The organism is Flavobacterium glucosi (genome assembly GCF_048286535.1).
In the GTDB taxonomy this organism is placed as follows: Bacteria; Bacteroidota; Bacteroidia; order Flavobacteriales; family Flavobacteriaceae; genus Flavobacterium.
Map to the genome: position 1 here is coordinate 23,555 of NZ_JBLVPK010000011.1, position 23,240 is coordinate 46,794.

Consider the following 23,240-nt stretch of genomic DNA (forward strand, 5'->3'; position numbering starts at 1 on the left):
CAGTTTTGAAATCTTGCTTCTTAGTTCTTTATTCTATTTTCTAATTTCTCAACGGTTTTCCTTTGGTTAACATAAACTGAATTCGTTCCAACGTTTTTCTTTCTGTACACAATGACAAGAAAGCTTCCCGCTCAATATCCAATAAATATTGTTCCGTTACTAACGTTGGTTCTGATAAATCACCACCAGCCATAACATAGGCTAGTTTATTAGCAATTTTTTTATCGTGTTCCGAGATGTATTTTCCGGCTTCCATTTGGTCCGTTCCTACTAGAAACATACCTAAAGCTTGTTTTCCTAATACCTTCACATCCGTTCTGCGAATCGGTTGTGTGTAACCGGCTTCGGCCATCAGTAAAGCGTGTTTCTTCGCTTCGGCAATTTGACGGTCTTTGTTGACTACAATAATATCTTTTCCTTGTTGTAAAAGTCCGGTATCAAAAGCTTCGTAACCCGAAGTAGACACTTTTGCCATAGCGATAGTCAAGAAATATTCTTGTAATACGTTCAACTCGACATCATTTTTATGAAATAAATCCGCTGCACGCAAGGCCATTTCTTTCGATCCGCCCCCGCCTGGAATTACGCCAACACCAAACTCCACTAATCCCATGTACGTTTCCGCTGCGGCAACTACTTTATCAGCATGTAAACTCATTTCACAACCGCCTCCAAAAGTCATTCCGTGTGGTGCAACCACAACCGGAATTCCAGAGTAACGCACGCGCATCATCGTGTCTTGGAACATTTTGATAGCCATGTTCAATTCGTCGTATTCTTGTTCGACTGCCATCATGAATATCATTCCGATATTGGCTCCAACAGAGAAATTCGCCGCTTGATTTCCAATAACGAGACCTTGATATTCTTTTTCAGATAAATCAATTGCTTTATTAATGGCTGCCAAAACATCACCACCAATGGTATTCATTTTAGATTGGAATTCTAAATTCAAAATGCCGTCTCCTAAATCTTGTATAATCGCTCCGCTATTGCTCCACACTTTTTTGCTTTCGCGAATGTTGTTCAGGATAATAAAGGCATCCTGTCCCGGAACTTTATTTTGTGATTTTGTAGGGATATTGTAGAAAAAAGTAGCGCCTTCTTTAATAGTGTAAAAACTGGAACTTCCAGAAGCCAACATATCATTTACCCAAGCAGCTGGTGCTAAACCTTCCGCTTTCATGATTTCAATTCCTTTTTCGACACCAATGGCATCCCAAATTTCGAATGGACCATTTTCCCATCCAAAACCGGCTTTCATCGCATCGTCAATCTTATATAATTCATCTGTGATTTCAGGAATTCTGTTCGAAACGTACCCAAACATTCCCGCAAAACTTTTTCTATAGAATTCTCCCGCTTTGTCTTTTCCTTTTACCAAAACTTTAAAACGGTCAATTGGTTTATCAATCGTTTTTGTCAGTTCTAATGTAGTAAAAGAAGCTCTTTTAGCCGGACGGTATTCTAAAGTGTCTAAGTCCAAAGACAAAATATCCTTGTCTACTTTTTTATAAAAACCTTGACCTGTTTTGCTTCCTAACCATTTGTTTTCCATCATTTTGTTGACAAAATCAGGTAATTTAAACAAATCGTGTTGTTCGTCAGTTGGACAGTTTTCGTAGATTCCGTTGGCAACGTGTACCAAAGTATCCAATCCAACCACGTCAACTGTTCTGAAAGTCGCTGATTTAGGTCTTCCGATAACCGGACCAGTCAATTTATCCACTTCTTCAATCGTCAACCCCATTTCTTTTACCAAATGAAACAAACTCTGAATTCCGTAAATTCCGATTCGGTTCCCAATAAATGCCGGAGTGTCTTTGGCAACTACCGAAGTTTTTCCTAAGAATTTTGAACCATAATCCGTAAGGAAATCCAAAACTTCTGTTGCTGTTTGTGGACCAGGAATGATTTCGAATAATTTTAAATAACGCGCAGGGTTAAAAAAGTGTGTCCCACAGAAATGCTTTTGAAAATCGTCACTTCTTCCTTCACTCATAAAATGAATTGGAATTCCAGATGTATTTGAAGTTACCAAAGTTCCCGGTTTTCTGAATTTTTCAATTTGCTCAAAAACCATTTTTTTGATGTCCAAACGTTCCACCACAACCTCAATAATCCAATCGACATTGGCAATTTTAGCCATGTCATCTGTAGTATTTCCTGTTGTGATTCTGTTGGCAAATCTGTGATTGTAAATAGGAGAGGGTTTCGATTTTAATGAATTGGCTAAATGCTCGTTCACCAATCGGTTTCTTACAATTTTGCTTTCTAAAGTGAGGCCTTTTTTAGCTTCCGCTTCGGTAAGTTCTCTTGGAATAATGTCCAATAGTAACACTTCAACTCCAATGTTGGCAAAATGGCAGGCAATTCCTGAACCCATAATTCCGGATCCTATTACTGCAACTTTTTTAATTGTGCGTTTCATACTTCGTTTGTATTTGTTTTTTCAGTGTGCTCCGCCAGTTCGCTGGCGTTCGTGTGATTAAATATATTTTTCTCTAGAATTAATTCGTTGATGGTTTCGGCCACTTCAATAAAATGTTGCAGCTTTTCCTCAGAAATATGTTGTTTCACTGTTTCATTGAATTTTAACACTGTATTCTTAGATAATTCTCTTTTTTCTTTACCAAAATCAGTAAGGTAAATCAATACACCACGGCCATCTTCAGGGTTTTTCTTTCGGATGATTAAGCCTTTTTCTTCCATAGATTTTAAGGTTCTGGTTAGGCTGGTGGCTTCCATTCCCATTTTTGGCCCCAAAGAAGTAGAAGGAGTTCCACCTTCCTTATCAATACTCAACAAGGCAAAACCTGTGGCCATGCTCGCATCATATTTAGAAGCTTCTTCATTGTACATTCTGGCTACTGCTTGCCAGGTGGCACGTAAAATATAATCTATTGTTTTATCTTTCATAAGTAACTATATCGATTTCAAATATAATAAAAAAAATACTATGCATGCATAATATATTAAAATATTTTTTTGCAAATTTTTCTTTAAACTAAAAAACTCCTCATAAAATGAGGAGTTTACCGGTGTGTTTTTATATTTTATTTTAGTTTCCCATTCACCAGAGCAATTACGGCGCCTACTAATGCGGCCATAACAACAGTGATTACAACATCTAACCCCATAGTTTGATAATTGATGGCAGCTGTCATAGAATTCATAAAGAAATTACTGTATAGGGACATGAATAACCCAATAACGGCGCCGGCTTTAAAACCAGTTGCCGCATTTGAAATCCCGGCCCATTTCGTAAAAATGTAGGAAACGAAAAATCCAAAAGTCATGCATCCTAAAAATATGAACAGCATGTTTTCATTTCCATTAGTAGGGAATGAGTTTTTAAATAGGATTCCGTAAAACAACCATCCTAAAAGAAATTGGACAATACCACCTACAATGCCCGAAACTAAAAAACTTTTTACATTCATAATGTTTGGTTTTATTGGTTAACACAATAAAGGTATTGAAAAATAACAAAACAACATATAATGTGTTAAAAAACAATTGAATATGGAATTTACGATTGTGTTTTTGTTTTAGATTTTTTAAAAAAAAACTCATCAGCAATTGATGAGTTTGTATTATTTTGAATAAAGTCTATCCTTTCCTAAACTGCCCGCTATCTACATCTTTTAAGAACTTGATTACGCCCGGAAAATAGGTTTTAGGATCATCGTATTGTGAAAGGTGGCTTCCGTTAGGGCAAAACAAAAAGCGTCCGTTTTGTACTTCGTTAGCAATCCATTTCATGTGTTCGGGATCCATCGTGTCGTATTTAGAGCCAATACTCAAGGTAGGAACCGTAAGGGTTTTTAGTCTGGCTTTGACATCCCAATTTTTAAGTGTCGCGTTTCCGGTGATACCAAATTCACTATGGCCTTGCATGTACACATATACATTTGGGTTAATGTGCTTGAAACATCTGTTGATGGATTCCGGCCATTTCTCCAGAGGCATTCTCAAAATATGTTCCGTGTAGTAATGTTTGAAAAGCAATTCACTGTATTTTGGATTATCAAAATCATTATTATTCTCAATATCCTGCAATTGCTTTAGGATTTTAGGATCCATTTGTGGTGCCAGCACGTCTTTTGCGTAAGCATTATATTCCGCTGCACTCGCCATCATATTGGAGATGATCAAGCCTTTCAGGTTTTTTTGATATTTCAAAGCGTATTCCATTGCCAGGATTCCGCCCCAAGATTGTCCCATCAGGTAAAAGTTAGAACTGTCTAAGCCTAATGCGATTCGTACTTGCTCCACTTCCTCTACAAAACGTTCATTGGTCCACAAACTATTATCATTAGGTTGGTCGCTGTAATAGGATCCCAACTGGTCGTAATAAATGTATTCAATACTTTCGTTAGGGAAATAGCCATCAAAAGATTCGTAGAGTTCATGCGTTAATCCTGGTCCACCGTGCAAGAGCAATACTTTTATTTTCGGATTGTTGCCCACTCGTTTTGTCCAAACGTTAAAAGTGCCTTTTGGTGTTTTAATCGGAATCATTTTGATACCCCCAGTCAGCTGGTCGTCTCGTTTGGAAAAGTCTAAATAATTTGCTTTTATGGAATCTTCCTTTGTTTTTTCTTGACAATTAGAAAAAAATAATATGCTTATAACGGAACAAATTAGGGTTTTTAGTTTCATGTTTTGGTTGGGTTTTATCAAATGCTAACCGTAAATTTTATGGAATAAATCAATATATTTCTCCATTACTATTTTTCGTTTTAATTTTAGAGTAGGAGTGAGTTGCCCGCCTTCAATAGACCAAATATCCGGTGTCAATTCAAAACGTTTTATTTTCTCCCAATTCCCAAATTTTTCATTTAAGGTATCTATTTCTTCTTGAATTCGGGCTATAACTTTTTCGTTTGAGACGATTTCTTCATTGCTTTTTCCAACATCAATTCCGTGAATATTCGCCCATTCTTTAACAAATTCAAAACTTGGCTGAATAAAGGCTGCCGGCATTTTTTGTCCCTCACCAATTACCATTATTTGTTCAATGAAACGGGATTGTTTCATCGTATTCTCAATTAATTGTGGCGCAATGTATTTTCCTCCGGATGTTTTGAACATTTCTTTTTTACGATCGGTAATTTTCAAGAATCCGTCTTCATCAAATACTCCAATGTCTCCTGTGTGGAAATAGCCGTTTGTAATGACTTCATTGGTCAGTTTTTCATCTTTGTAATAGCCCATCATTACGTTTGGTCCTTTACAAAGAATTTCACCGTCTTCGGCAATTAATACTTCTACATTATCAATTACTTTGCCCACAGTTCCTACTTTGAAACCGTGATTTCTCATGTCATTAACGGAGATTACAGGTGACGTTTCGGTCAAGCCATAGCCTTCCATTACCGGAATTTCTGCGGCGGCAAAAATTCTGGCTAATCTAGGTTGTAAAGCGGCACTTCCGGAAACCATCAAATCAAGGTTTCCGCCCAAACCTTCTTTCCATTTACTGAAAATAAGTTTGCGGGCAATTTTGAGTTGGAACTCATACCAAACTCCATTTTTGCCATAAGGCTCATAGACTAATCCTAAATTAATCGCCCAAAAGAATAGTTTCTTTTTGATGCCGGTTAACTCCGTTCCTTTGGCGTAGATTTTATCATATACTTTCTCCAAAAGTCTGGGAACAGCCGTGATGACAGTAGGTCTTACTTCTTTTAGATTGTCACTAATTTTATCGATTGATTCTCCAAAATAGATCGAAACACCATAATATTGGTATAAATACAAAATCATTCTTTCAAAAATATGGCAAATAGGAAGGAAGCTCAACGCACGGCTTTTTCCTGCTTCAAAAGGAATTCTCGAAGCACTGTCCAGCACATTGGAGACAATATTTTTATGCGAAAGCATAACTCCTTTTGGCTTTCCTGTTGTTCCCGAAGTATAAATTATAGTCGCTAAATCTTCTGTTTTTACGTTGTTTTTACGGTCTTCAACGTCACTTTGATTGCCCGTGTCTACACCTAGAATTAATAATTCATTCCAGTTTTTACAACCTTCAATTTCGTTGAATGAATACACTTCTTTAAGTGTTGAGACTTTATCTTTGATCAAATTTACTTTGCGAAGTACTTCTGCATCCGACACAAAACAATAGATGGCACCGGAATGATTCAGAATATATTCATAATCATCTTCGGAAATTGTTGGGTAAATAGGAACGGTTTGCGCACCAGTTTGCAACACACCAACATCCATAATATTCCATTCGGTTCTATTATTAGTAGAAATAATGGCAATTTTATCGTCTTTTTGAACGTTCATTTTCAAGAGCGCCCTCGATACAGCATTTGCTTTAGCGATGTATTCTTGGGTAGAAGTTTTTTTCCAAACTCCATTTTGCTTCGTTGCTAAAGCATCTGGAATTGAAGTATATTTATCTTGCTGATAATAGGGAAAATCAAAAAGTCTGGTTATAGAAGTCATTATTCGAATGTTGAATTGACTCGCAAATTAAATAAAAATTAATAATAATTTTTAATTTTCAAAAATTAAATGGAAAATTAAACCAGAATTATTCCATTTTACGAAAACGTTTTCTAGAAATAAAGTTTAATAGACTGATTTTAAGCTAAAATGTTCGTGTCGCATGAATTTTGGATTAATAGATTACTCTACAGAATCGTTGCTTCTGTCTCCTACAAATGAATATTATATTTTGTTAATACAATTGTTTTTGATTGATTAAAATCCCAAAAATGTAGCTTTTTATAAAGCTAAGTTGTAACTTTACACTAGAGTACGTTACCGTTGTAAGGCAGTTTTTTGAAAGTGATTAATGGTTTGTATAGTGTTTTAGAATATATAAATTCTGTTTAATAGTATTGTTACTAATTTGATAGGTTGGCACAATGGCATCAAGTACATAGGGGTTTTCCAACCTTCCGTCTATGACCAACGAAATGGTACACGAGTTTGATACCCATTGATTAGTAGTATAAAAGGATAGTATTAAACAGAATTTTTTAGCTGTATAAAGTTAATAGGAACTCAATCTGAGGTACCATAAAAAAAACGCTCCTTTTCGAGAATGCTTTCTGTATCAAAAAAATATTTTTTATCATAGAATGCGCTACCGATTTTGGTATATCAGCGCGGCTGGGGTTTGCCAAATCATCCCAAATACAAAACCGACTTTCCATTAAGCCAAATGCCCAAATTCGTTGTAGCTGTTAGTGGCTGTTTAAATGTGTATTAATTGTTCTTCTGTACTTGAAAAAACGAATTCTTTTGCATTACTAATCATTAAATCGTTATAATAATTTACTTGTTGTTTTTCGATTAATATATATTTACGTTTTTCTTCTTGTTCTTGATAATGAATTATAATAGCTATTTTTGGTGTTATCGGATAATAATAATCTAGTTGTGTAACAACTCCAGTTTCATTGACTACATGTTTTTTGGCATTTATAATTGGTTGATCAGTTGTTATAAAATCAATATCTGTTTTATTATCAAAAAAAATGAATTTAATATTTTTTTCATATGTTAATGAATCTGCTATTTGTGGTGCATAAATAAACGGAAAAAAATTCAAGAATTTATTCGATAAATATGGGTATTTATTGATTGTTGGTTTTATGACTTCTTGCATATTTTTTGTTCTGAGATATTGAAAAGAAATATAAATCATAGTAGTTAATAATTCCCGTTCTTCATCAAGGAATTCTAAATCCTCAACTTTTCGAATTCCAATTAGCTTTTCGCCAAGTTTTTCGAAACTCGTATGCATATCTTCCATCGTGTTTGCTTTTAGTAAAGCCAGTTCTTTGTCTATTTTAGCAGAATTTGTTGAACTTAAATCCTTATTTTTTAAGGCACGATGTATTTTAGAAAAAGATGTAATTATGTGATAAAATTCCATTATAAGTGGTCGAACTATCTCATTACTCCATAATGTAATAAGTTCTTTTAAAATAATTTCTTCTTCTTCTGTGAATTCTTCCAAAGAATAGAAAAAACGTTCTTGTACTACACGATCAAGATTAGTTTTGAAGATTTTACCAGAACTTTTAAATGAAGTAAAAATTTGTTCCTTATTAGACCAAGACATTAAGTATTCTTTCCAAACGTAATGTTGTTTCTTTTTTATTTGTGTCATTTTGTAGCGTTTGGTTTATAAATAGCCACTAACTTGTATGTAGCTGCTACAAAATAGCGCATATACATCTCATTTTGGGTGGATAAACGCTACTGCGTAGCGAATTACTTTCAAATATACACTTTAATTAATATCTTACAAATTGTCAAAATGGCTTTTAAATTGATTCCATAAAAAAAGCGCTCCTTTTCAGGAACGCTTTCAATATAGTAATTAAAAAATTATTCTTTATCCATCCATTTTCTGGCATTGACAAATGCTTCATGCCAAGGCGAAACTTCATCGTCACGGTCTTTTGGATAATGCGCCCAGTTCCATTGGAACGTAGAACGCTCAATGTGTGGCATCATAACTAAGTGACGTCCTGTTTTGTCGCAAAGCATCGCAACGTCAAAATGAGAACCGTTTGGATTAGCAGGATAGCCTTCATAGGCATATTTAGAAACGATGTTATAATTTTCTTCACCCATTGGTAAGTTAAATTTTCCTTCTCCATGCGAAACCCAAACTCCAAGTGTACTTCCTGCTAATGAAGAAAGCATCACTGAATTGTTTTCCTGTACGGTTACCGATGTAAAAATACTTTCGTGTTTGTTACTTTCGTTGTGCAGCATTTTTCCGTGTACTTCATGCTCCGGATTAATCACTTCCAGTTCCATAAACAATTGGCAACCATTACAGATTCCCACAGATAAAGTATCGTCTCTTTTGAAGAAATTGTCTAAAGCTGTTTTTGCTTTTTCATTGTATAAAAATGCTCCAGCCCAACCTTTGGCAGAACCTAACACATCTGAATTAGAGAATCCACCAACAGCGCCAATGAACTGAATGTCTTCCAATGTTTCACGACCTGAAATCAAATCGGTCATGTGAACGTCTTTTACATCAAAACCGGCTAAGTACATCGCATTTGCCATTTCACGCTCGGAATTGCTTCCTTTTTCACGGATAATAGCGGCTTTAGGTTTTGGCTTAGAGATGTCAATAACTGGTTTTTTTCCTGTAAAATGTGTTGGAAAAGTATAGTGTAACGCTTGGTTTTTGTAATTATCAAAACGTGCTTGAGCCGTTCCGTTTTTCGATTGTTTTTGATCTAATAAAAAGGAAGTTTTGTACCAAATATCCCGGTATTCTTTTATGTCAAAAGTCAAAAGTCCAAGGTCTAATGCCCCGTTTTCGACCACTTTTCCAAGTTTGTAGAACGCAACTTTATTTGATTCTAATTTATATTCCACTTCAGCATCCGATTTTGCTTGAAAAACAATTCCAATATTTTCAGCAAAAAGATATTTGATAATGTCTTTTTCTTCGAAAACAGAGAAATCTATTGTAGCTCCCAAATTCACATCGGCAAAACACATTTCCAATAAAGTAGTAATCAAACCACCACTTCCAATGTCGTGTCCCGCAAGAATATTATTGTCAAGAATTAATTCTTGAATCGTATTGAAGGCTCTTTTGAAAAAAGCAGCGTCTTTAATCGTTGGTACTTCCTTTCCAATAGTGTTCAAGGTTTGTGCAAACGAAGAACCGCCTAATTTGAAATCATCTTGCGATAAATTGATATAATAAATAGAACCGCCGTCTCTTTGTAACACAGGTTCAACTACTTTTCTAATGTCGGTACAATTTCCACCTGCTGAAATAATGACCGTTCCCGGCGCGATTACTTCTTCATTTGGATATTTTTGTTTCATGGAAAGTGAATCTTTTCCGGTTGGAATATTGATTCCCAATTCGATTGCAAAATCTGAACAACCTTGTACTGCGGCGTATAAACGAGCGTCTTCCCCTTCGTTTTTACACGCCCACATCCAGTTGGCAGATAATGAAAGTCCGTCTAAACCATCTTTTATTGGAGCCCAAACAATGTTAGACAATGCTTCTGCAATAGCCGTTCTGCTTCCCGCAACAGGGTCAATTAATGCTGCAACAGGAGAGTGACCAATCGAAGTGGCAACTCCTTCTATTCCTTGATAATCCAAGGCCATTACACCACAATTATTCAAGGGTAATTGCAAGGGACCGGCACATTGTTGTTTGGCCACTTTGCCACCCACACAACGGTCTACTTTATTGGTCAACCAGTCTTTACAAGCCACCGCTTCCAGTTGAAGCACTTGTTCTAAATACGTGGAGATATTTTTCTTGTCGTATACTAAATCAGTATAGTTTCTTTCGATAGTTTTGTCCGTCATCACTACTTTTGGAGAACTTCCAAAAAAGTCTTCTAAGGCAAAATCCATAGGTTTAGCACCTGTTGATTTTGATTCGAAAGTAAAACGGTGATCTCCGGTTACGTCTCCCACCTGATACATTGGAGAACGTTCTCTATCAGCAATTTTTTGCAATAAATCGATGTTTTCCTTACCAATAACCAATCCCATTCTTTCCTGAGATTCGTTACCAATGATTTCTTTTGCCGAAAGGGTAGGATCACCCACAGGCAATTTGTCTAAATCAATTAATCCTCCAGTATCTTCCACTAATTCCGAAAGACAGTTTAAATGTCCACCAGCTCCGTGATCGTGAATCGAGACAATTGGATTGATATCGCTTTCTACCAAACCACGAATGGCATTGGCGGCACGTTTTTGCATTTCTGGGTTCGAACGTTGGATGGCATTCAATTCAATTCCTGAACTGAAAGCGCCTGTATCTGCGGAAGAAACTGCAGCTCCACCCATTCCAATTCTATAATTTTCCCCACCAAGGATAACAATTTTATCGCCTGTTTGTGGTTTTTTCTTAATCGCCTGATCTAATTTTCCATAACCAATTCCACCCGCTTGCATAATCACTTTGTCGAAACCTAGTTTACGAGCGTCTTCTTCGTGTTCGAAAGTCAGGATAGAACCTGTAATCAATGGTTGCCCGAATTTATTTCCAAAATCAGAAGCTCCGTTTGACGCTTTGATCAAAATATCCATTGGGGTTTGATACAACCATTTTCTTTCGGTCATACCGTTTTCCCACGGTCTACTACCCTGAGCGGAGTCGAATGGGGCTTCTAAACGAGAGTATGAAGTCATGTAAACTGCCGTTCCTGCCATTGGCAACGAACCTTGTCCACCTGCTAAACGGTCTCGGATTTCTCCACCAGAACCCGTTGCAGCTCCGTTGAAAGGCTCTACCGTTGTTGGGAAATTGTGTGTTTCTGCTTTTAATGAAATAACCGAATCAAATTCTTTTACTTCATAAAAATCAGGTTTGTCAGCACTTTTTGGTGCAAATTGTTGCACACGCGGCCCTTTTACAAAAGCAACGTTATCTTTGTAAGCCGAAACAATAGCGTTTGGGTTTTCCTGAGATGTTTTCTTGATTAATTTAAATAAAGAAGACTCTTTTTCTTCCCCGTCAATGATGAATTTTCCGTTGAAAATCTTGTGACGACAGTGTTCTGAATTGGCTTGTGAAAAACCAAAAATCTCAGAATCGGTTAGTTTACGGCCTAATTTAATCGCTAGATTATCTAAATATTCCACTTCTTCAGGACTTAATGACAATCCTTCTTTTTTGTTGTAAGCAGCAATATCATCGATGTCCAAAATAGCTTCCGGAAGCACGTTGATAGTGAAAATATCTTGATTTAACTCGGCGTATTTTTGCGAAAGCATCGGGTCAAAATCAGAAAAATCAGCGGTTGCTTTGTGAAATTCTTCAATTCTAATGATTCCGGAAATGCCCATATTTTGGGTGATTTCCACTGCATTGGTACTCCAAGGCGTTATCATAGTGGCGCGAGGACCAACAAAAAAATCCGTCAATACGGATTTTTCTATTTTATTTGAATCGGCAAAAAGCCAGTTGAGTTTTGAAATGTCTTGAGCCGAAATTTCGTTTTGCGTGTGTACGGCAAAAACAGTTTTGCTTTGGTTTTCAAAGAAATGGATCATTGTTATGTAGTTTGTTGTATTGCGGTGCAAATTTAGTCAATTAAGATTAAATTTTGGGTAAAAAAAAAGCGGCAATTTGCCGCTTTCCTAATTAGTTGATTATTAATTTCTTGATGACCGAATTTGAATCAATGGTAACCCGAACCAAGTACGTTCCTTTTACGATATTTGGTAGCGTAATTTCTGATTTGATGCTGTTTTCTTCGCTGAAAATTTTCTGACCGATTATAGAATAAATTTCTATCGAATACACGTTATTCGAATTGTTGATAGCGAAATTTCCATTAGATGGATTTGGATAGAGAACAATATCATTTATATCAAGAGTCAAACTGGTTTTTGGTGTTTTTTCAACCATACGACTTCCTAAATTGTTACACGTATCTGAAGCGTAAGAATCCCATTGGGTTGTTTTATTGAAAGTTGCCGTAGGAGAGGTAACAGTTGCTTTTCTTCTGATTGTTTCATCAACTGAAAAATTTGCTGTTCCGCCGTTAAAAGTTCCAATGATGTCAATTAAGACGCCATTTTTGAATAAACCGATAGGGTCATTTCCATTAAAAGCCATTTCAGTTGCTGATGTAGAAAGATTAGCCGAACTTGTAGGATAACAACTGGACGCCATTAGGCTATTTACAATGGTAAATTTACTTCCGTTATTCAACGTTCCAGTTAGGGATAATCCTGTACTCCATGAACCGGCACCGTTCGTTTGTTTTTTGATGCTGTAAATCGATAAATTAATCGCTGCGCCAGTTGCATTTGAAATTTCCAATGCTTTGTTGTTTGATGAGCCTTCAATATATTCAGAAAATAATAAATCGGTAGCAGTTGAACCACCGCCAGTTGTAGTAACATTGACAACATTGCTTGAAGCAGAAACATTTCCGGCTGCATCTTTAGCTTTTACAGAAAAAGTATAGGCTGTTGAAGCTGTTAATCCAGTGATAGTCGTCATTGTTCCTGTTACAGTCGTTTTTAAAGTGCTGTTCAGGTATACATTATATCCAGTCACTCCAATATTATCAGTAGAAGCCGTCCAGCTTAATGAAACGGAGTTTGATGTTGTTCCGCTAGCTACTAAATTCGTTGGAGTAGTAGGGGCTTGTGCATCAGCGGTTGGGTTCCAAATAGCCTGCACATATTCCGGATGGTCAATGTATGGATTCCTATTATTTTGAGAATTATAGATAGCATTGTTACGGGCAATTTCTCTGGTGCTAACAGGATCTTGATTGTGCCAAGTGATCAATAAATTTAAAAAAGCAGTTGTGAAAACTTGATTGCTCGAGCCATTGAACATCGCATAAGAATAACCTGCAACTGTATTCTCGTAACGGGTAGCAAAATAGAAATACATACGTGCAATATCACCTTTAAATTCGTTGATAGGTTCGAAAATAGGTCCGGAATAACCCGAAGTTGTACTTGTTCCCAGTTTGCTTCCGTTTAAGGAGGTCCAAGTTGCAGAAGTTACCGGTCCGTGTGGATAATTAGAACGTTGTCCGTTTACTTTTCCGTCAGTTGGCGTGATGAAATGTGCGTCAGATACCATTGGGGCTGCTGAACCAAAAGTAGATTGCGGAATAATGTGCTCTCTATTGTAACAATCGCCCTCCACACTGTACGTTCCACATCTTTGTGTTGTTCCTGCCGAGTAATTATAAGGATCTGTTCCCGCAGGATTTTCAGAATACATGTCTAAAATTGTGGCGTCATTTTCAAAGTAATAATCCCTGTCGGATGTTTGATATATGGTATATAAACCTGCATATCCGTTATCAGTATGTCCTTTTATGATATTGTATAATTGTGTTTTCAATGTGTAGCCAGTTCCCGTGGCGTTGTTATAATAGGCACTTGGTATTTGAGCTATGGCAGCTGTGACGAATAGTACTAATAAGACAGAGTAGATTTTTTTCATAATTTAAATTTGTTTGGGTTATTGGGGCTAGTTTCAATTTTTAAAAACTTGATTTTCAAATTTTAAAATATTGAAGACATGCAAATTTATAACTTTCCGGATGGGTTATGTTAAGGAATTATGAAGATAATTATGATTTTATTAACATATTATGCTGTCATAAATCAATTTTTATTTTAAAAATAAACGATTTAATGATGTGGCATAGCGAAATGGACAGCTGTTTATTTTGGAAAAACTTTGTTTTGATACGCACCTAAATCCGGCGGTAAAGTTCTCGTGTTTCCTATAATATCCAACGGAATCAGATATGCCGAATTCCCTTTTGCGAAAGCGGCAGAAGTTTCATCAATGTTGAATTTGTTCAATGAGATATTGAAGAATTTTGGGTCCTTGTTCAAAAGTATCGCATTGTAATGTGCTGTGTCAGTATTAAATTGATAATCAGGATTCGTCGCAAATTGATTGGATACGTTGTCAAATTTAATCAGGCAATTGTTGAATTGGTATTCAAAAGTAGCTCCCGTTTTTTTGTTTAAACTCATTTCGTTAGAATACGACCCATAGATAATGCAGTTGTTAAAAGTGGCTGCGGTTAAATCTTTCACTTCCGGAACGGCTCCCAAAATGTAATTGCTCACCAAAACCGCCACTTGTTGTGAGCTGTTCCAGTTATTATTAAAGGTAGAATGTGTGAAGGAATAATTTCCACCATACATACATGCTAAACTGGCTAATCCGGCAGTATTGATAACTACATTTTCGCCTTTAATTTTTGCGGTCTGCGCCAAAATTCCATAGGTACTGCTGTTGTAGATTTGAGTGTTTTTGACAGAAACGGTTGTGCCATCATTGTTCTGAACTAATAATCCAATGGTTGCATTTTTAATTGTGAGGTGATTCAATGTATTATTCGTACTGCCATCAGTAAGCCAAATGCTTCCCCATTGTCCCGGCACATCCGAAAAATCAGGTTCTAATCGGTCTGCTTCAAAAATGACTTCATTTTCTAGTTTATCCGTTGTTGATAGTGCTCCATTAACGTTTATTGATGCATTATTGGCTACTATAAGTCCAGAATTAGCATGAAAATGAACTCGGGTTCCAGCCTCAAAAGTGGCCGTTTTATTCGAAGGAACAGCTGCGTAGCCATAAACCACATACGGTTTGTCATTAGTAAACTGCAATTCATTTCCATTTACAGGATCATTTTCATCCAGATAAAAACCATCAATTTTTTCGTCTCCAATAGGAAGCGTTTCAGTAGTTCCATTGGCAAAACGCTTTGGATACAGAAAAACAGCATCTTGAATCAGCGTTACCAGTTCCACATTTTGAAGGTTTTCGCCACTGTCAAACTGAATTTGATCGGTGTATAAAAAATCCGTTGGATTAGCGTCAGTACTATTAGCAGTAGTTTCTATGAAAATATACAAACTGTCTTTAGCAAGAAGATCAACATTGGTGAATATTTTCCCGTCAGTTCCCTGCATCCCATCAACGGTCATTCGGTATTTTGAATTCAATCCTTTTCCTAATTTTATGGTTGGAATAGTAATGTCATTTTTACTTTTGTTGTACACTTTGAGTCGGTAGGTACTGGAACCGATGTTGGTAAAAACGGTATCTAAATAAATGGTGTCTTTCGAAAATGTTAAATCGCCAGTGCTTGCTACAGTCTCAAAATCGGAACGACAGGAAAAAATAGAAAACACTATTCCAATAAAAAGCAGTAATGTAATGGGGCGCATTTAGTTAGATTTTTTGTAAAAATAGGAAAAATCTAATAGTATTGGGAACGATTTTAAATTTGAATTTAGAATAACAATTGTATTTATTATTTTGTGACTTATCTTTTAATTATTTTTACATTTTTAAAGACACTTCTATGACATTAGATAAAGATAAAATGCTTGAATACTGTAATCAGTTTTCAAAAAACACGTTGATGGAAACCTTAAATATTGAATACATAGATGCTGGCGAAGGCTTTCTAGTGGCCAGAATGCCTGTTAATTCATCCGTTTATCAGCCCATGGGATTGTTGCATGGCGGTGCTTCGGTGGCTTTGGCAGAAAGTGTGGGAAGCGCCGCGTCTCATTTTTTTATTAACGACAAAGAGCAGGAGGTACGCGGAATCGAAATTTCGGCAAATCATTTAAAAAGTATTCGCGAAGGATTTGTTTTCGGAACGGCACGAATCATTCATAAAGGGAGAAGCCTGCATCTTTGGGAAATTAAAATTACTGACGAACAAGGAAATTTGGTGTCGCTTTGCAAATTGACGAACATGGTTTTGACCAAAGAAAAAAAATAAGAACAGACTGTCGTTTTTTATTAAAATCCATTTTAAAAATGTAGTATATGATTGATTTTTTTATAAAAGTAAAGCAACAAAAAGCTCAAAATTTACCTTTTGTATTATACAGAAAACCAAATGATATCAAATTAGTGGGTTTTTTCCAGAATAATGATCATTTATATTTTGCTGAAAATTTTGAAGAAGCAGGTTTTATTTTTGCTGCTTTTGAAGGCAGCCAAATGATTCTTATTCCTAAAAATCAATCTGTAAAATGGGAAGCTCTGATAACTTCTTTTAAAGAAAATGATGATTCTGATTTCACAGATTTAGAAGATAAACAAGCTAAAGAACATTTTGAAATGCTTGTTCAAAATGGGATTGATGCTATTGCAAAAGGGACTTTGAAAAAAGTGGTTCTATCCAGGAAAGAAATCGTTGATTTGTCCAACTTTGATTTAGTTTCGATTTTCGAAAAATTAATTCAAAGTTATCCAACGGCTTTCTGCTATTGTTGGTTTCATCCAAAAATAGGATTATGGATGGGTGCAACACCAGAGCGATTATTGAAGGCTACCAATAATGCCTTTTATACGATGGCATTAGCCGGAACGCAAAAAATTCAAGGTGCGACAGAAGTAGTCTGGGAGAAAAAAGAAATAGAAGAGCAGCAGTTTGTTACCGATTTTATTTTGAACAATCTGAAGGATCTTACCTCAGAAGTGGCAGTTTCGAGTCCTTACACTTTACAAGCAGGAACTTTAGCACACATTAAAACCGACATTGAAGGGGTAGTAAAAGAGAATTCAAGTTTGAAACAAGTAGTTTCTGTTTTGCATCCAACACCGGCCGTGTGCGGATTGCCAAAAGAGACAGCCAAAGACTTTATTTTAGAAAATGAAGGCTATGACAGAGAATACTATACCGGTTTTTTAGGGGAATTAAACAAGGAGGGATTTAATAAAGAAGAATTAAAATCTGATTTGTATGTCAATTTGCGATGTATGCAAATCAAGATTGATTCGAAACGCGCAATGACTCAGGCGCATTTGTATATGGGTTGTGGTATTACAAAGGATAGTATTCCTGAAAAAGAGTGGAAAGAGAGTGTCAATAAATCTGCGACAATGAAGAAAATATTGAATTTGCAGTAGTGTTTGCAATGCGATTTTTATTACAGAAGCAAAAAAATAAACAGTTATAGATTGCAGATAATTTGCAACTTTAAACACTAAATGAAAAAACATAAAAACGAATTTTAATGAAATTAGACATACTTGCTTTTGGTGCGCATCCTGATGATGTGGAATTGGGTTGTGCAGGAACCATTTTAAAAGAAATCTCTTTAGGGAAAACAGTTGGGATTATTGATTTGACCCGTGGCGAATTAGGAACTCGCGGTTCAGCAGAAATCAGAGATCAGGAAGCGAATGCTGCTGCAAAAATTCTGGGTGTTTCAGTACGTGAAAATTTAGAAATGCGTGATGGGTTTTTTGTCAATGATGAAAAGCACCAGTTGGAAATTATAAAAATGATTCGCAAGTATCAACCGGAAATTGTTTTGTGTAATGCAATTGATGACCGTCATATTGATCATTCGAAAGGAAGTAAACTAGTGTCTGATGCCTGTTTTTTATCAGGATTGATGAAGATTGAAACTACATTAGAAGGAGAGAAACAAACGGCTTGGCGACCAAAATTAGTCTACCACTACATACAATGGAAAAATATAGAACCGGATTTTGTAGTTGATATTACAGGTTTCACTGATAAAAAAATCGAGTCTATATTGGCTTACGGTTCTCAGTTTTACGATGTAAATTCCAATGAACCAGAGTCACCAATTACCAGTAAAAACTTCCTGGAAAGCCTGAATTACCGTTCCAGGGATTTAGGAAGGCTCACAGGAGTAGATCATGCGGAAGGTTTTACTGTAGAAAGATATTTGGCAGTCAATAGCTTAGGAGATTTGATGTAAATTTCATGTAATTTTTCAAAAAAAATATTTGCAGAAGCAAACTTATGTCGTATATTTGCCACCGCTAAGCAAATGGTGGTTGTAGCTCAGTTGGTTAGAGCATCGGTTTGTGGTACCGAGGGTCGCGGGTTCGAGCCCCGTCTTCCACCCAGAAAGCAAGAGCTTCGAAGAAATTCGGAGCTTTTTTTGTGGAATAAATTTTCCTGAGATTGCAGGCATTGCTATACGGGCTTGAATATTGCTAAACGAAATAGTGGTACCGTTCAAGCAAAGAAGTGAGACAGGATTTAATGACCGAATAAATTGAGGCAATAGCTTTTAGAGTATGCATTTTCCAGTTAGACGTTAAATTTTGCGTTTTACAAAAAACGTATTTCTTTTGTGTATCTTTGAACGCATTGCATAGTTAAATCAACCGAAAATAAGCTTTCAAAATTTTAAATATTATTTACATAATTTAATGGAAAACGAGAAAATTAATGCTAAAATTCTTAAAAGTAACTACATTCCTACTGCCGAATTTTATGGGCAAATAATAGATAGTTTACAAGATTATTCAATTTTTACTCTGGACAATGAATTTATAATAAATAGCTGGAGTTCAGGTTCAACAAAAATATTTGGACATGAGGCAGATGAAATTATAGGACAGCATTTTGATATTATTTTTACAGAAGAGGATATACTAAACGGGATTCCGCAAATAGAAATTCAAACCGCACTAAAAGAGGGGAGAGCTACAGATAACAGGTGGCACATTTGTAAGGATAGGAGTGTGTTTTATGCTTATGGTTTGGTTTTTCCGCTTATTGGAATTGAAGGTGAGATGTTAGGATATGTCAAAATCCTGCGAGATTTGACTGAGAGAAAGAAATCCGAGGATGCTATAAAAAAATATGTAAAAGAACTGGAAGATCTTAATACACACAAAGAGAATGTTCTTGCAATTGTTTCCCATGATTTAAGAAGTCCATTATCCGGAATTATCGGAACGGCAGAATATTTAAAAACAAATCTGGACCGATTAGAATTAGATACGGCAAAAGAAATGCTTGATTTACTTCATAAAACGGCAGTAGATGAGTTAAACATGCTGGACAATTTAGTGGAATGGGCTAGAATAAAATATGCATCGGAAGTATTCTCTCCGATAAAAATTAAGCCTTTTAATTATGTGCAAAAGGTTTTTGACTCATTGCATGAAATGGCTTCTTTGAATTCCATAAATCTGCATAATGAAATAGAAAAGGATGTAAGTGTTTTTGCAGATGGGAAAATGTTGCTTTGTATTGTTCAAAACATAATTTCTAATGCCATTAAGTATTCTTTACCCGTAGGGGAAATTACGGTTTCAGCAAAAATTAAAGCAGAAAAATTAATAATTCAGATAAAGGATTCCGGAATTGGAATGTCAAAAGAGGTGCAAAGTAAACTTTTTACTCCACAAATGAGTACGCTTTCTAAAGCAAGGAAAGATAACAAAGGTGCGGGAATAGGATTGTTATTGGTGAAAGGATTTGTAGAGAAAAATGATGGTGAAATTTGGGTTAAAAGTGAGGAAGGAATTGGTTCTTCTTTTTATTTTACATTACCTCTTGAGGAACCTTTACATAAAATTGATAGCGCAGATAAAATAGAATTTGACGAAAGAATTTAAATCAATAAATGATAAAAAAAGAGCTTTGAATCACTTGAGGGCACTGAAAAACTACCTATAAATAAAAGGGCTTAAACTTTAAATCAGTTTAAGCCCTTCTCTTTGCTATATTTTCATACTTAAAAGTTTTTAAACTTGATTAAGCGATTCTCAGAGCGTTTATTCCGTTTTCCCATCAAGATTTTGTAGGAATTTTTTCTAGCGGTACTTTTTCAGTGCCCTCAAGTGATTCAAAGCTCTTTTTTTATGGGGTTTGCACAAGGGATAGCAGTGGAAATCCTTTATTGTCTCGTTTTTTAATGAGACAATAAAGATTGTAACGTATAGCCCGACCATGCTGTAACGCTAGTGAAAGCGTGGATGTGCCCAAATACGAAGTCTATTTTTTATCGACAATAGGTCTTTGAGTACGGTTTGCTAGTTCCCAAGCGGTTACAAATGCAAATTTCGCTCTTTTTGCTAAAGCATCGTATTCAATTTTGTCCGGACTGTCTGTTGGTTTGTGGTAATCAGCATGAACTCCATTAAAAAGGAATACAGAGGGAACGCCATTTTTAGCAAAATTGTAATGGTCAGATCGCTCGTAGAAATGGTTTGGATCTTTAGGATCGTTGTATTTATAATCTAAATCCAAATTAGTGTATTTAGCGTTTGCAATGGTGCAAATGTTATGTAAATCAGTCGATAATCGGTTTGCGCCAATAACGTATACATAATTATTGCTACCAGCATGCGCTTCATCACGACGGCCTATCATGTCAATATTGATGTCGGTAATGGTGTTTGCTAATGGGAACAAAGGATTTTCTGAATAATATCGGGAGCCATGTAAGCCGTGTTCTTCACCGGTGACATGAAGAAAAAGGATAGAGCGTTTTGGACCGTGTCCTTCTTTTTTGGCAATTTGGAATGCTTGAGCAATTTCAAGTAAGGCAACTGTTCCTGAACCATCATCATCAGCACCATTATAAATTTCGCCATTTTTTGTGCCTACGTGATCGTAATGAGCAGAAATTACCAGCACTTCATTTGGTTTTTCAGAACCTTCAATATAGGCCCAAATGTTTTCGGAATCCGGTAGGTTTTCATTGCGTTTTGCATTTAGGAAAGCGGCTGGTATTTTTTGGTAATAGTCAGAAGCAGCAGTTGGAAAGGAAACATCGTTTTTTTTGTATTGATCGATGAGGTAAACACCTGCTTTTTTCTGACCTGCAGAACCAGTTTCACGGCCTTCCATTTCATCAGAAGCCACTATGTAAAGGTGTGTCTTTAACTCGTCAGCGGTAATTGTATTCATGTATTTTGTAGGATCGGTGTTAGCGATACTAATTTTTTGAGTGGTACAGCTTGTGGTTAAGACAACCAGTAAGCCTAATAAAGGGATTTTTTTCATGTTTTTTAATGTAAATTGATAAATGTATAAATGGCAAAAATGGATAATATGATAATGATTAGTACGAAGTTGATGAAAAACAGCAAACTGCTTTTTAAAAAGGAGATAAACCGAGTTTCCCCATAAAAACGATGGTGTGCCGGATAGAAATAATAAAACATCCATCCAATACCAATAAAATTAATTACTATTTGTATGAAAGAGACGAGACTCGATTCTGAAAATGGTGTCAACCCTTTATTAATTAAAAACAATAACAAAAAAATTAATAACAAAAAGGAAAAGTAATGTAAGGTGAAAATACCATGATCAAAATAATACCAGCGTTTCTTATTGTGGAAAAGCCACAGAAAAAAAGCAAAAATCGGCATAAATACAAATAGAACTTTGGGTAAATTATGGTTAAAGGAGCTTATGAATTTTTCAATAATTTCGCTTTGTGTGTTGTTTTGTTTAATGATTTGGATTTTTTTATTCATCCAATAATTAAAATCGGATAATTTTTTAGACTCAGGTGCCTGCTTTTGAATAGAGTCTAATTGTTCCACGGAATCGTATCCAAAATTAAATAATTGATTTTCCCCTTTCGAATTAGTTTGGATTTTTTTAACCGAATCATTTTTGGATATAGTATTTTGAAATGATTTGTTTTTGGTGGTAATGGTAGCTTCCTTTTCAACAATTTTTTCTGAAGAATTGATTTCACTAGGGAAAATGGCAATTAATAGAAACGTAATAAAACTTATAAAAATATACAATCTAACAGGAGCCAAATAAGACAATCGTTTTCCGGAAAGGTATTCTTTAGTTAGTGCGGAGGGCTTGAATAAAAGATTTTTTATGGTTCTCCAAAAAGCGTTTTCATAATGTGTTAAATCCTCAAAAAAATGGATAAAAAGGTGGTGAAACGTCTTTCTGGTATCCGTATTTTCTTGTCCGCAATTAGGACAGAATCTATTTTCTACCACATACCGGCAATTAAGACATGTTTTGTCGTTTCGGATTTTACTTTTAGACATAAAAAAAACAGTATAAATTCTAGACTTTTTGTTGAATTTTAATCTATAAAACTAACAAAAAAACCGAACTTATACTGTTTTTAAAAATATATTTAAAAAATTATTTCAAAACTTCTTTTAAGAAAGCATTCATGCGCTCCCAAGAACGTTTAGCCGCTTTTTCGTTGTAAGCAGCACCTTTTGAATTATCGTTTCCAGCTTCAGGATCTGAAAATGCATGTACTGAATTAGCATAATAAATCATTTCCCAGTCGGCTTTAGTATCTCTCATTTCTTGTTGAAAAGCGGCTACTTCTGCAGCTGGAACATAAGTGTCATCAGCGCCATGAAGCACTAAAATCTCGGCAGTGATTGGATTATTTACTCGTGCAGCATCACGACCTAAACCACCGTGAAAAGAAACTGCGCCTTGAATTTTCATTCCTGCTCTTGCTGCTTCGAGAACACCAGTTCCTCCAAAACAATAGCCTATAACAACGATATTATCAGGATTTGCACCAGATTTTACTAATTGGTCTAAAGCGAGTTGAATGCGTCTTTGATAATCAACTACATTATTTTTGTAAAAACCGGCTTGTTTTCCAGCTTCTTGTGTGGTTGTAGGATAATTTCCTTCGCCATAAATATCAGCTACAAATGCATAATACCCCATACTTGATATTTTCTCAGCGGATTGCTTTGCGTGAGTGTCTATTCCTTTCCAAGCCGGAAGGATTAATATTCCTGGTTTCGTGGCGCTTCCTTTTTTTGGAGCAATACAAAAGCCATTTAATTTTTGATTTCCATCCGTGTATTTTACTGCTTTTAATTGTGCAATTGCGCCATTGGAAAACAAAAGAAATCCTAAAAAGGCTAAGAAAATATTTTTCATATTGGTTTTATTTATGTTATACAAATATCTCAATTAATTTGTCCTAAAAGTAAGACTTTG

Annotated in this window: 16 protein-coding genes and 1 tRNA gene; 5 read left to right on the forward strand and 12 right to left on the reverse strand. The window is 35.7% G+C overall.

Annotated features, from left to right (window positions below; translation table 11 throughout):
* Positions 1 to 40: 40 nt before the first annotated feature.
* The 9 genes from ACNQGD_RS14665 to ACNQGD_RS14705 all read right to left on the reverse strand — a co-directional run bounded on the left by ACNQGD_RS14665 (position 41) and on the right by ACNQGD_RS14705 (position 15,714).
* Complete coding sequence (locus ACNQGD_RS14665; RefSeq protein ID WP_417999799.1) at positions 41 to 2,431, reverse strand: 3-hydroxyacyl-CoA dehydrogenase/enoyl-CoA hydratase family protein; 2,391 nt, start codon at positions 2,429 to 2,431, stop codon at positions 41 to 43.
* The gene (locus tag ACNQGD_RS14670; protein WP_417999800.1) at positions 2,428 to 2,919 is read right to left on the reverse strand and encodes a MarR family winged helix-turn-helix transcriptional regulator; all 492 of its coding nucleotides are present in this window, start codon (positions 2,917 to 2,919) and stop codon (positions 2,428 to 2,430) included. The genes ACNQGD_RS14665 and ACNQGD_RS14670 overlap by 4 nt, the downstream gene beginning before the upstream one ends.
* Positions 2,920 to 3,056: 137 nt before the next feature.
* Positions 3,057 to 3,443 (reverse strand): hypothetical protein, encoded by a 387-nt coding sequence (locus ACNQGD_RS14675; protein ID WP_417999801.1) that lies wholly within the window; start codon positions 3,441 to 3,443, stop codon positions 3,057 to 3,059.
* A gap of 169 nt (positions 3,444 to 3,612) precedes the next feature.
* A complete protein-coding gene (locus ACNQGD_RS14680; protein WP_417999802.1) occupies positions 3,613 to 4,665 on the reverse strand; it encodes a proline iminopeptidase-family hydrolase in 1,053 nt (350 codons plus the stop codon).
* Between the two features lie 24 nt (positions 4,666 to 4,689).
* Positions 4,690 to 6,465: an AMP-dependent synthetase/ligase gene (locus tag ACNQGD_RS14685; RefSeq protein ID WP_417997454.1), complete on the reverse strand. Its 1,776-nt coding sequence runs from the start codon at positions 6,463 to 6,465 to the stop codon at positions 4,690 to 4,692.
* A gap of 757 nt (positions 6,466 to 7,222) precedes the next feature.
* The gene (locus ACNQGD_RS14690) at positions 7,223 to 8,143 is read right to left on the reverse strand and encodes a DUF4238 domain-containing protein (protein ID WP_417999803.1); all 921 of its coding nucleotides are present in this window, start codon (positions 8,141 to 8,143) and stop codon (positions 7,223 to 7,225) included.
* A 221-nt stretch (positions 8,144 to 8,364) separates the two neighbouring features.
* Positions 8,365 to 12,039: a phosphoribosylformylglycinamidine synthase gene (gene purL, locus ACNQGD_RS14695; protein WP_417997450.1), complete on the reverse strand. Its 3,675-nt coding sequence runs from the start codon at positions 12,037 to 12,039 to the stop codon at positions 8,365 to 8,367.
* A gap of 91 nt (positions 12,040 to 12,130) precedes the next feature.
* Positions 12,131 to 13,963 (reverse strand): endonuclease, encoded by a 1,833-nt coding sequence (locus tag ACNQGD_RS14700; RefSeq protein ID WP_417997449.1) that lies wholly within the window; start codon positions 13,961 to 13,963, stop codon positions 12,131 to 12,133.
* Between the two features lie 224 nt (positions 13,964 to 14,187).
* Positions 14,188 to 15,714, reverse strand: coding sequence for a hypothetical protein (locus ACNQGD_RS14705; protein WP_417999804.1), 1,527 nt, complete (start codon positions 15,712 to 15,714; stop codon positions 14,188 to 14,190).
* A 137-nt stretch (positions 15,715 to 15,851) separates the two neighbouring features.
* Here ACNQGD_RS14705 and ACNQGD_RS14710 point away from each other — a divergent pair, with 137 nt between their 5' ends.
* The 5 genes from ACNQGD_RS14710 (at position 15,852) to ACNQGD_RS14730 (ending at position 19,897) form a co-directional block, all read left to right on the forward strand.
* The gene (locus ACNQGD_RS14710) at positions 15,852 to 16,280 is read left to right on the forward strand and encodes a PaaI family thioesterase (RefSeq protein ID WP_417999805.1); all 429 of its coding nucleotides are present in this window, start codon (positions 15,852 to 15,854) and stop codon (positions 16,278 to 16,280) included.
* 47 nt (positions 16,281 to 16,327) lie between these two features.
* A complete protein-coding gene (locus ACNQGD_RS14715) occupies positions 16,328 to 17,416 on the forward strand; it encodes an isochorismate synthase (protein ID WP_417999806.1) in 1,089 nt (362 codons plus the stop codon).
* A gap of 107 nt (positions 17,417 to 17,523) precedes the next feature.
* On the forward strand, positions 17,524 to 18,240 hold the full coding sequence (gene bshB1, locus ACNQGD_RS14720) for a bacillithiol biosynthesis deacetylase BshB1 (RefSeq protein WP_417999807.1): 717 nt from the start codon (positions 17,524 to 17,526) through the stop codon (positions 18,238 to 18,240).
* Positions 18,241 to 18,314: 74 nt separating this feature from the next.
* Positions 18,315 to 18,390 (forward strand) — tRNA-His (locus tag ACNQGD_RS14725).
* Positions 18,391 to 18,700: 310 nt separating this feature from the next.
* Positions 18,701 to 19,897 carry a PAS domain-containing sensor histidine kinase gene (locus ACNQGD_RS14730; protein ID WP_417995137.1) on the forward strand — a complete coding sequence of 399 codons (1,197 nt, stop codon included), beginning with the start codon at positions 18,701 to 18,703 and terminating at the stop codon, positions 19,895 to 19,897.
* A 379-nt stretch (positions 19,898 to 20,276) separates the two neighbouring features.
* Here the strand turns inward: ACNQGD_RS14730 and ACNQGD_RS14735 are convergent, their stop codons facing one another.
* The 3 genes from ACNQGD_RS14735 to ACNQGD_RS14745 form a co-directional block, all read right to left on the reverse strand.
* Entirely contained in the window at positions 20,277 to 21,290 is a 1,014-nt protein-coding gene (locus ACNQGD_RS14735) for a M28 family metallopeptidase (RefSeq protein ID WP_417997444.1), read from the reverse strand.
* A 5-nt stretch (positions 21,291 to 21,295) separates the two neighbouring features.
* Positions 21,296 to 22,309 (reverse strand): DUF3667 domain-containing protein, encoded by a 1,014-nt coding sequence (locus tag ACNQGD_RS14740; RefSeq protein ID WP_417999808.1) that lies wholly within the window; start codon positions 22,307 to 22,309, stop codon positions 21,296 to 21,298.
* A gap of 100 nt (positions 22,310 to 22,409) precedes the next feature.
* Entirely contained in the window at positions 22,410 to 23,180 is a 771-nt protein-coding gene (locus tag ACNQGD_RS14745) for a dienelactone hydrolase family protein (RefSeq protein WP_417999809.1), read from the reverse strand.
* Between the last annotated feature and the right edge of the window lie 60 nt (positions 23,181 to 23,240).

Bases quoted from the DNA above. Each gene is read 5' to 3' on its own strand.
- ACNQGD_RS14740 (WP_417999808.1), bottom strand. From the start codon at position 22,309: ATGTCTAAAAGTAAAATCCGAAACGACAAAACATGTCTTAATTGCCGG.
- ACNQGD_RS14705 (WP_417999804.1), bottom strand. From the start codon at position 15,714: ATGCGCCCCATTACATTACTGCTTTTTATTGGAATAGTGTTTTCTATT.
- ACNQGD_RS14710 (WP_417999805.1), top strand. From the start codon at position 15,852: ATGACATTAGATAAAGATAAAATGCTTGAATACTGTAATCAGTTTTCA.
- ACNQGD_RS14735 (WP_417997444.1), bottom strand. From the start codon at position 21,290: ATGAAAAAAATCCCTTTATTAGGCTTACTGGTTGTCTTAACCACAAGC.
- ACNQGD_RS14670 (WP_417999800.1), bottom strand. From the start codon at position 2,919: ATGAAAGATAAAACAATAGATTATATTTTACGTGCCACCTGGCAAGCA.
- bshB1 (WP_417999807.1), top strand. From the start codon at position 17,524: ATGAAATTAGACATACTTGCTTTTGGTGCGCATCCTGATGATGTGGAA.
- purL (WP_417997450.1), bottom strand. From the start codon at position 12,039: ATGATCCATTTCTTTGAAAACCAAAGCAAAACTGTTTTTGCCGTACAC.
- ACNQGD_RS14730 (WP_417995137.1), top strand. From the start codon at position 18,701: ATGGAAAACGAGAAAATTAATGCTAAAATTCTTAAAAGTAACTACATT.
- ACNQGD_RS14680 (WP_417999802.1), bottom strand. From the start codon at position 4,665: ATGAAACTAAAAACCCTAATTTGTTCCGTTATAAGCATATTATTTTTT.
- ACNQGD_RS14700 (WP_417997449.1), bottom strand. From the start codon at position 13,963: ATGAAAAAAATCTACTCTGTCTTATTAGTACTATTCGTCACAGCTGCC.
- ACNQGD_RS14715 (WP_417999806.1), top strand. From the start codon at position 16,328: ATGATTGATTTTTTTATAAAAGTAAAGCAACAAAAAGCTCAAAATTTA.
- ACNQGD_RS14690 (WP_417999803.1), bottom strand. From the start codon at position 8,143: ATGACACAAATAAAAAAGAAACAACATTACGTTTGGAAAGAATACTTA.
- ACNQGD_RS14675 (WP_417999801.1), bottom strand. From the start codon at position 3,443: ATGAATGTAAAAAGTTTTTTAGTTTCGGGCATTGTAGGTGGTATTGTC.
- ACNQGD_RS14685 (WP_417997454.1), bottom strand. From the start codon at position 6,465: ATGACTTCTATAACCAGACTTTTTGATTTTCCCTATTATCAGCAAGAT.
- ACNQGD_RS14665 (WP_417999799.1), bottom strand. From the start codon at position 2,431: ATGAAACGCACAATTAAAAAAGTTGCAGTAATAGGATCCGGAATTATG.
- ACNQGD_RS14745 (WP_417999809.1), bottom strand. From the start codon at position 23,180: ATGAAAAATATTTTCTTAGCCTTTTTAGGATTTCTTTTGTTTTCCAAT.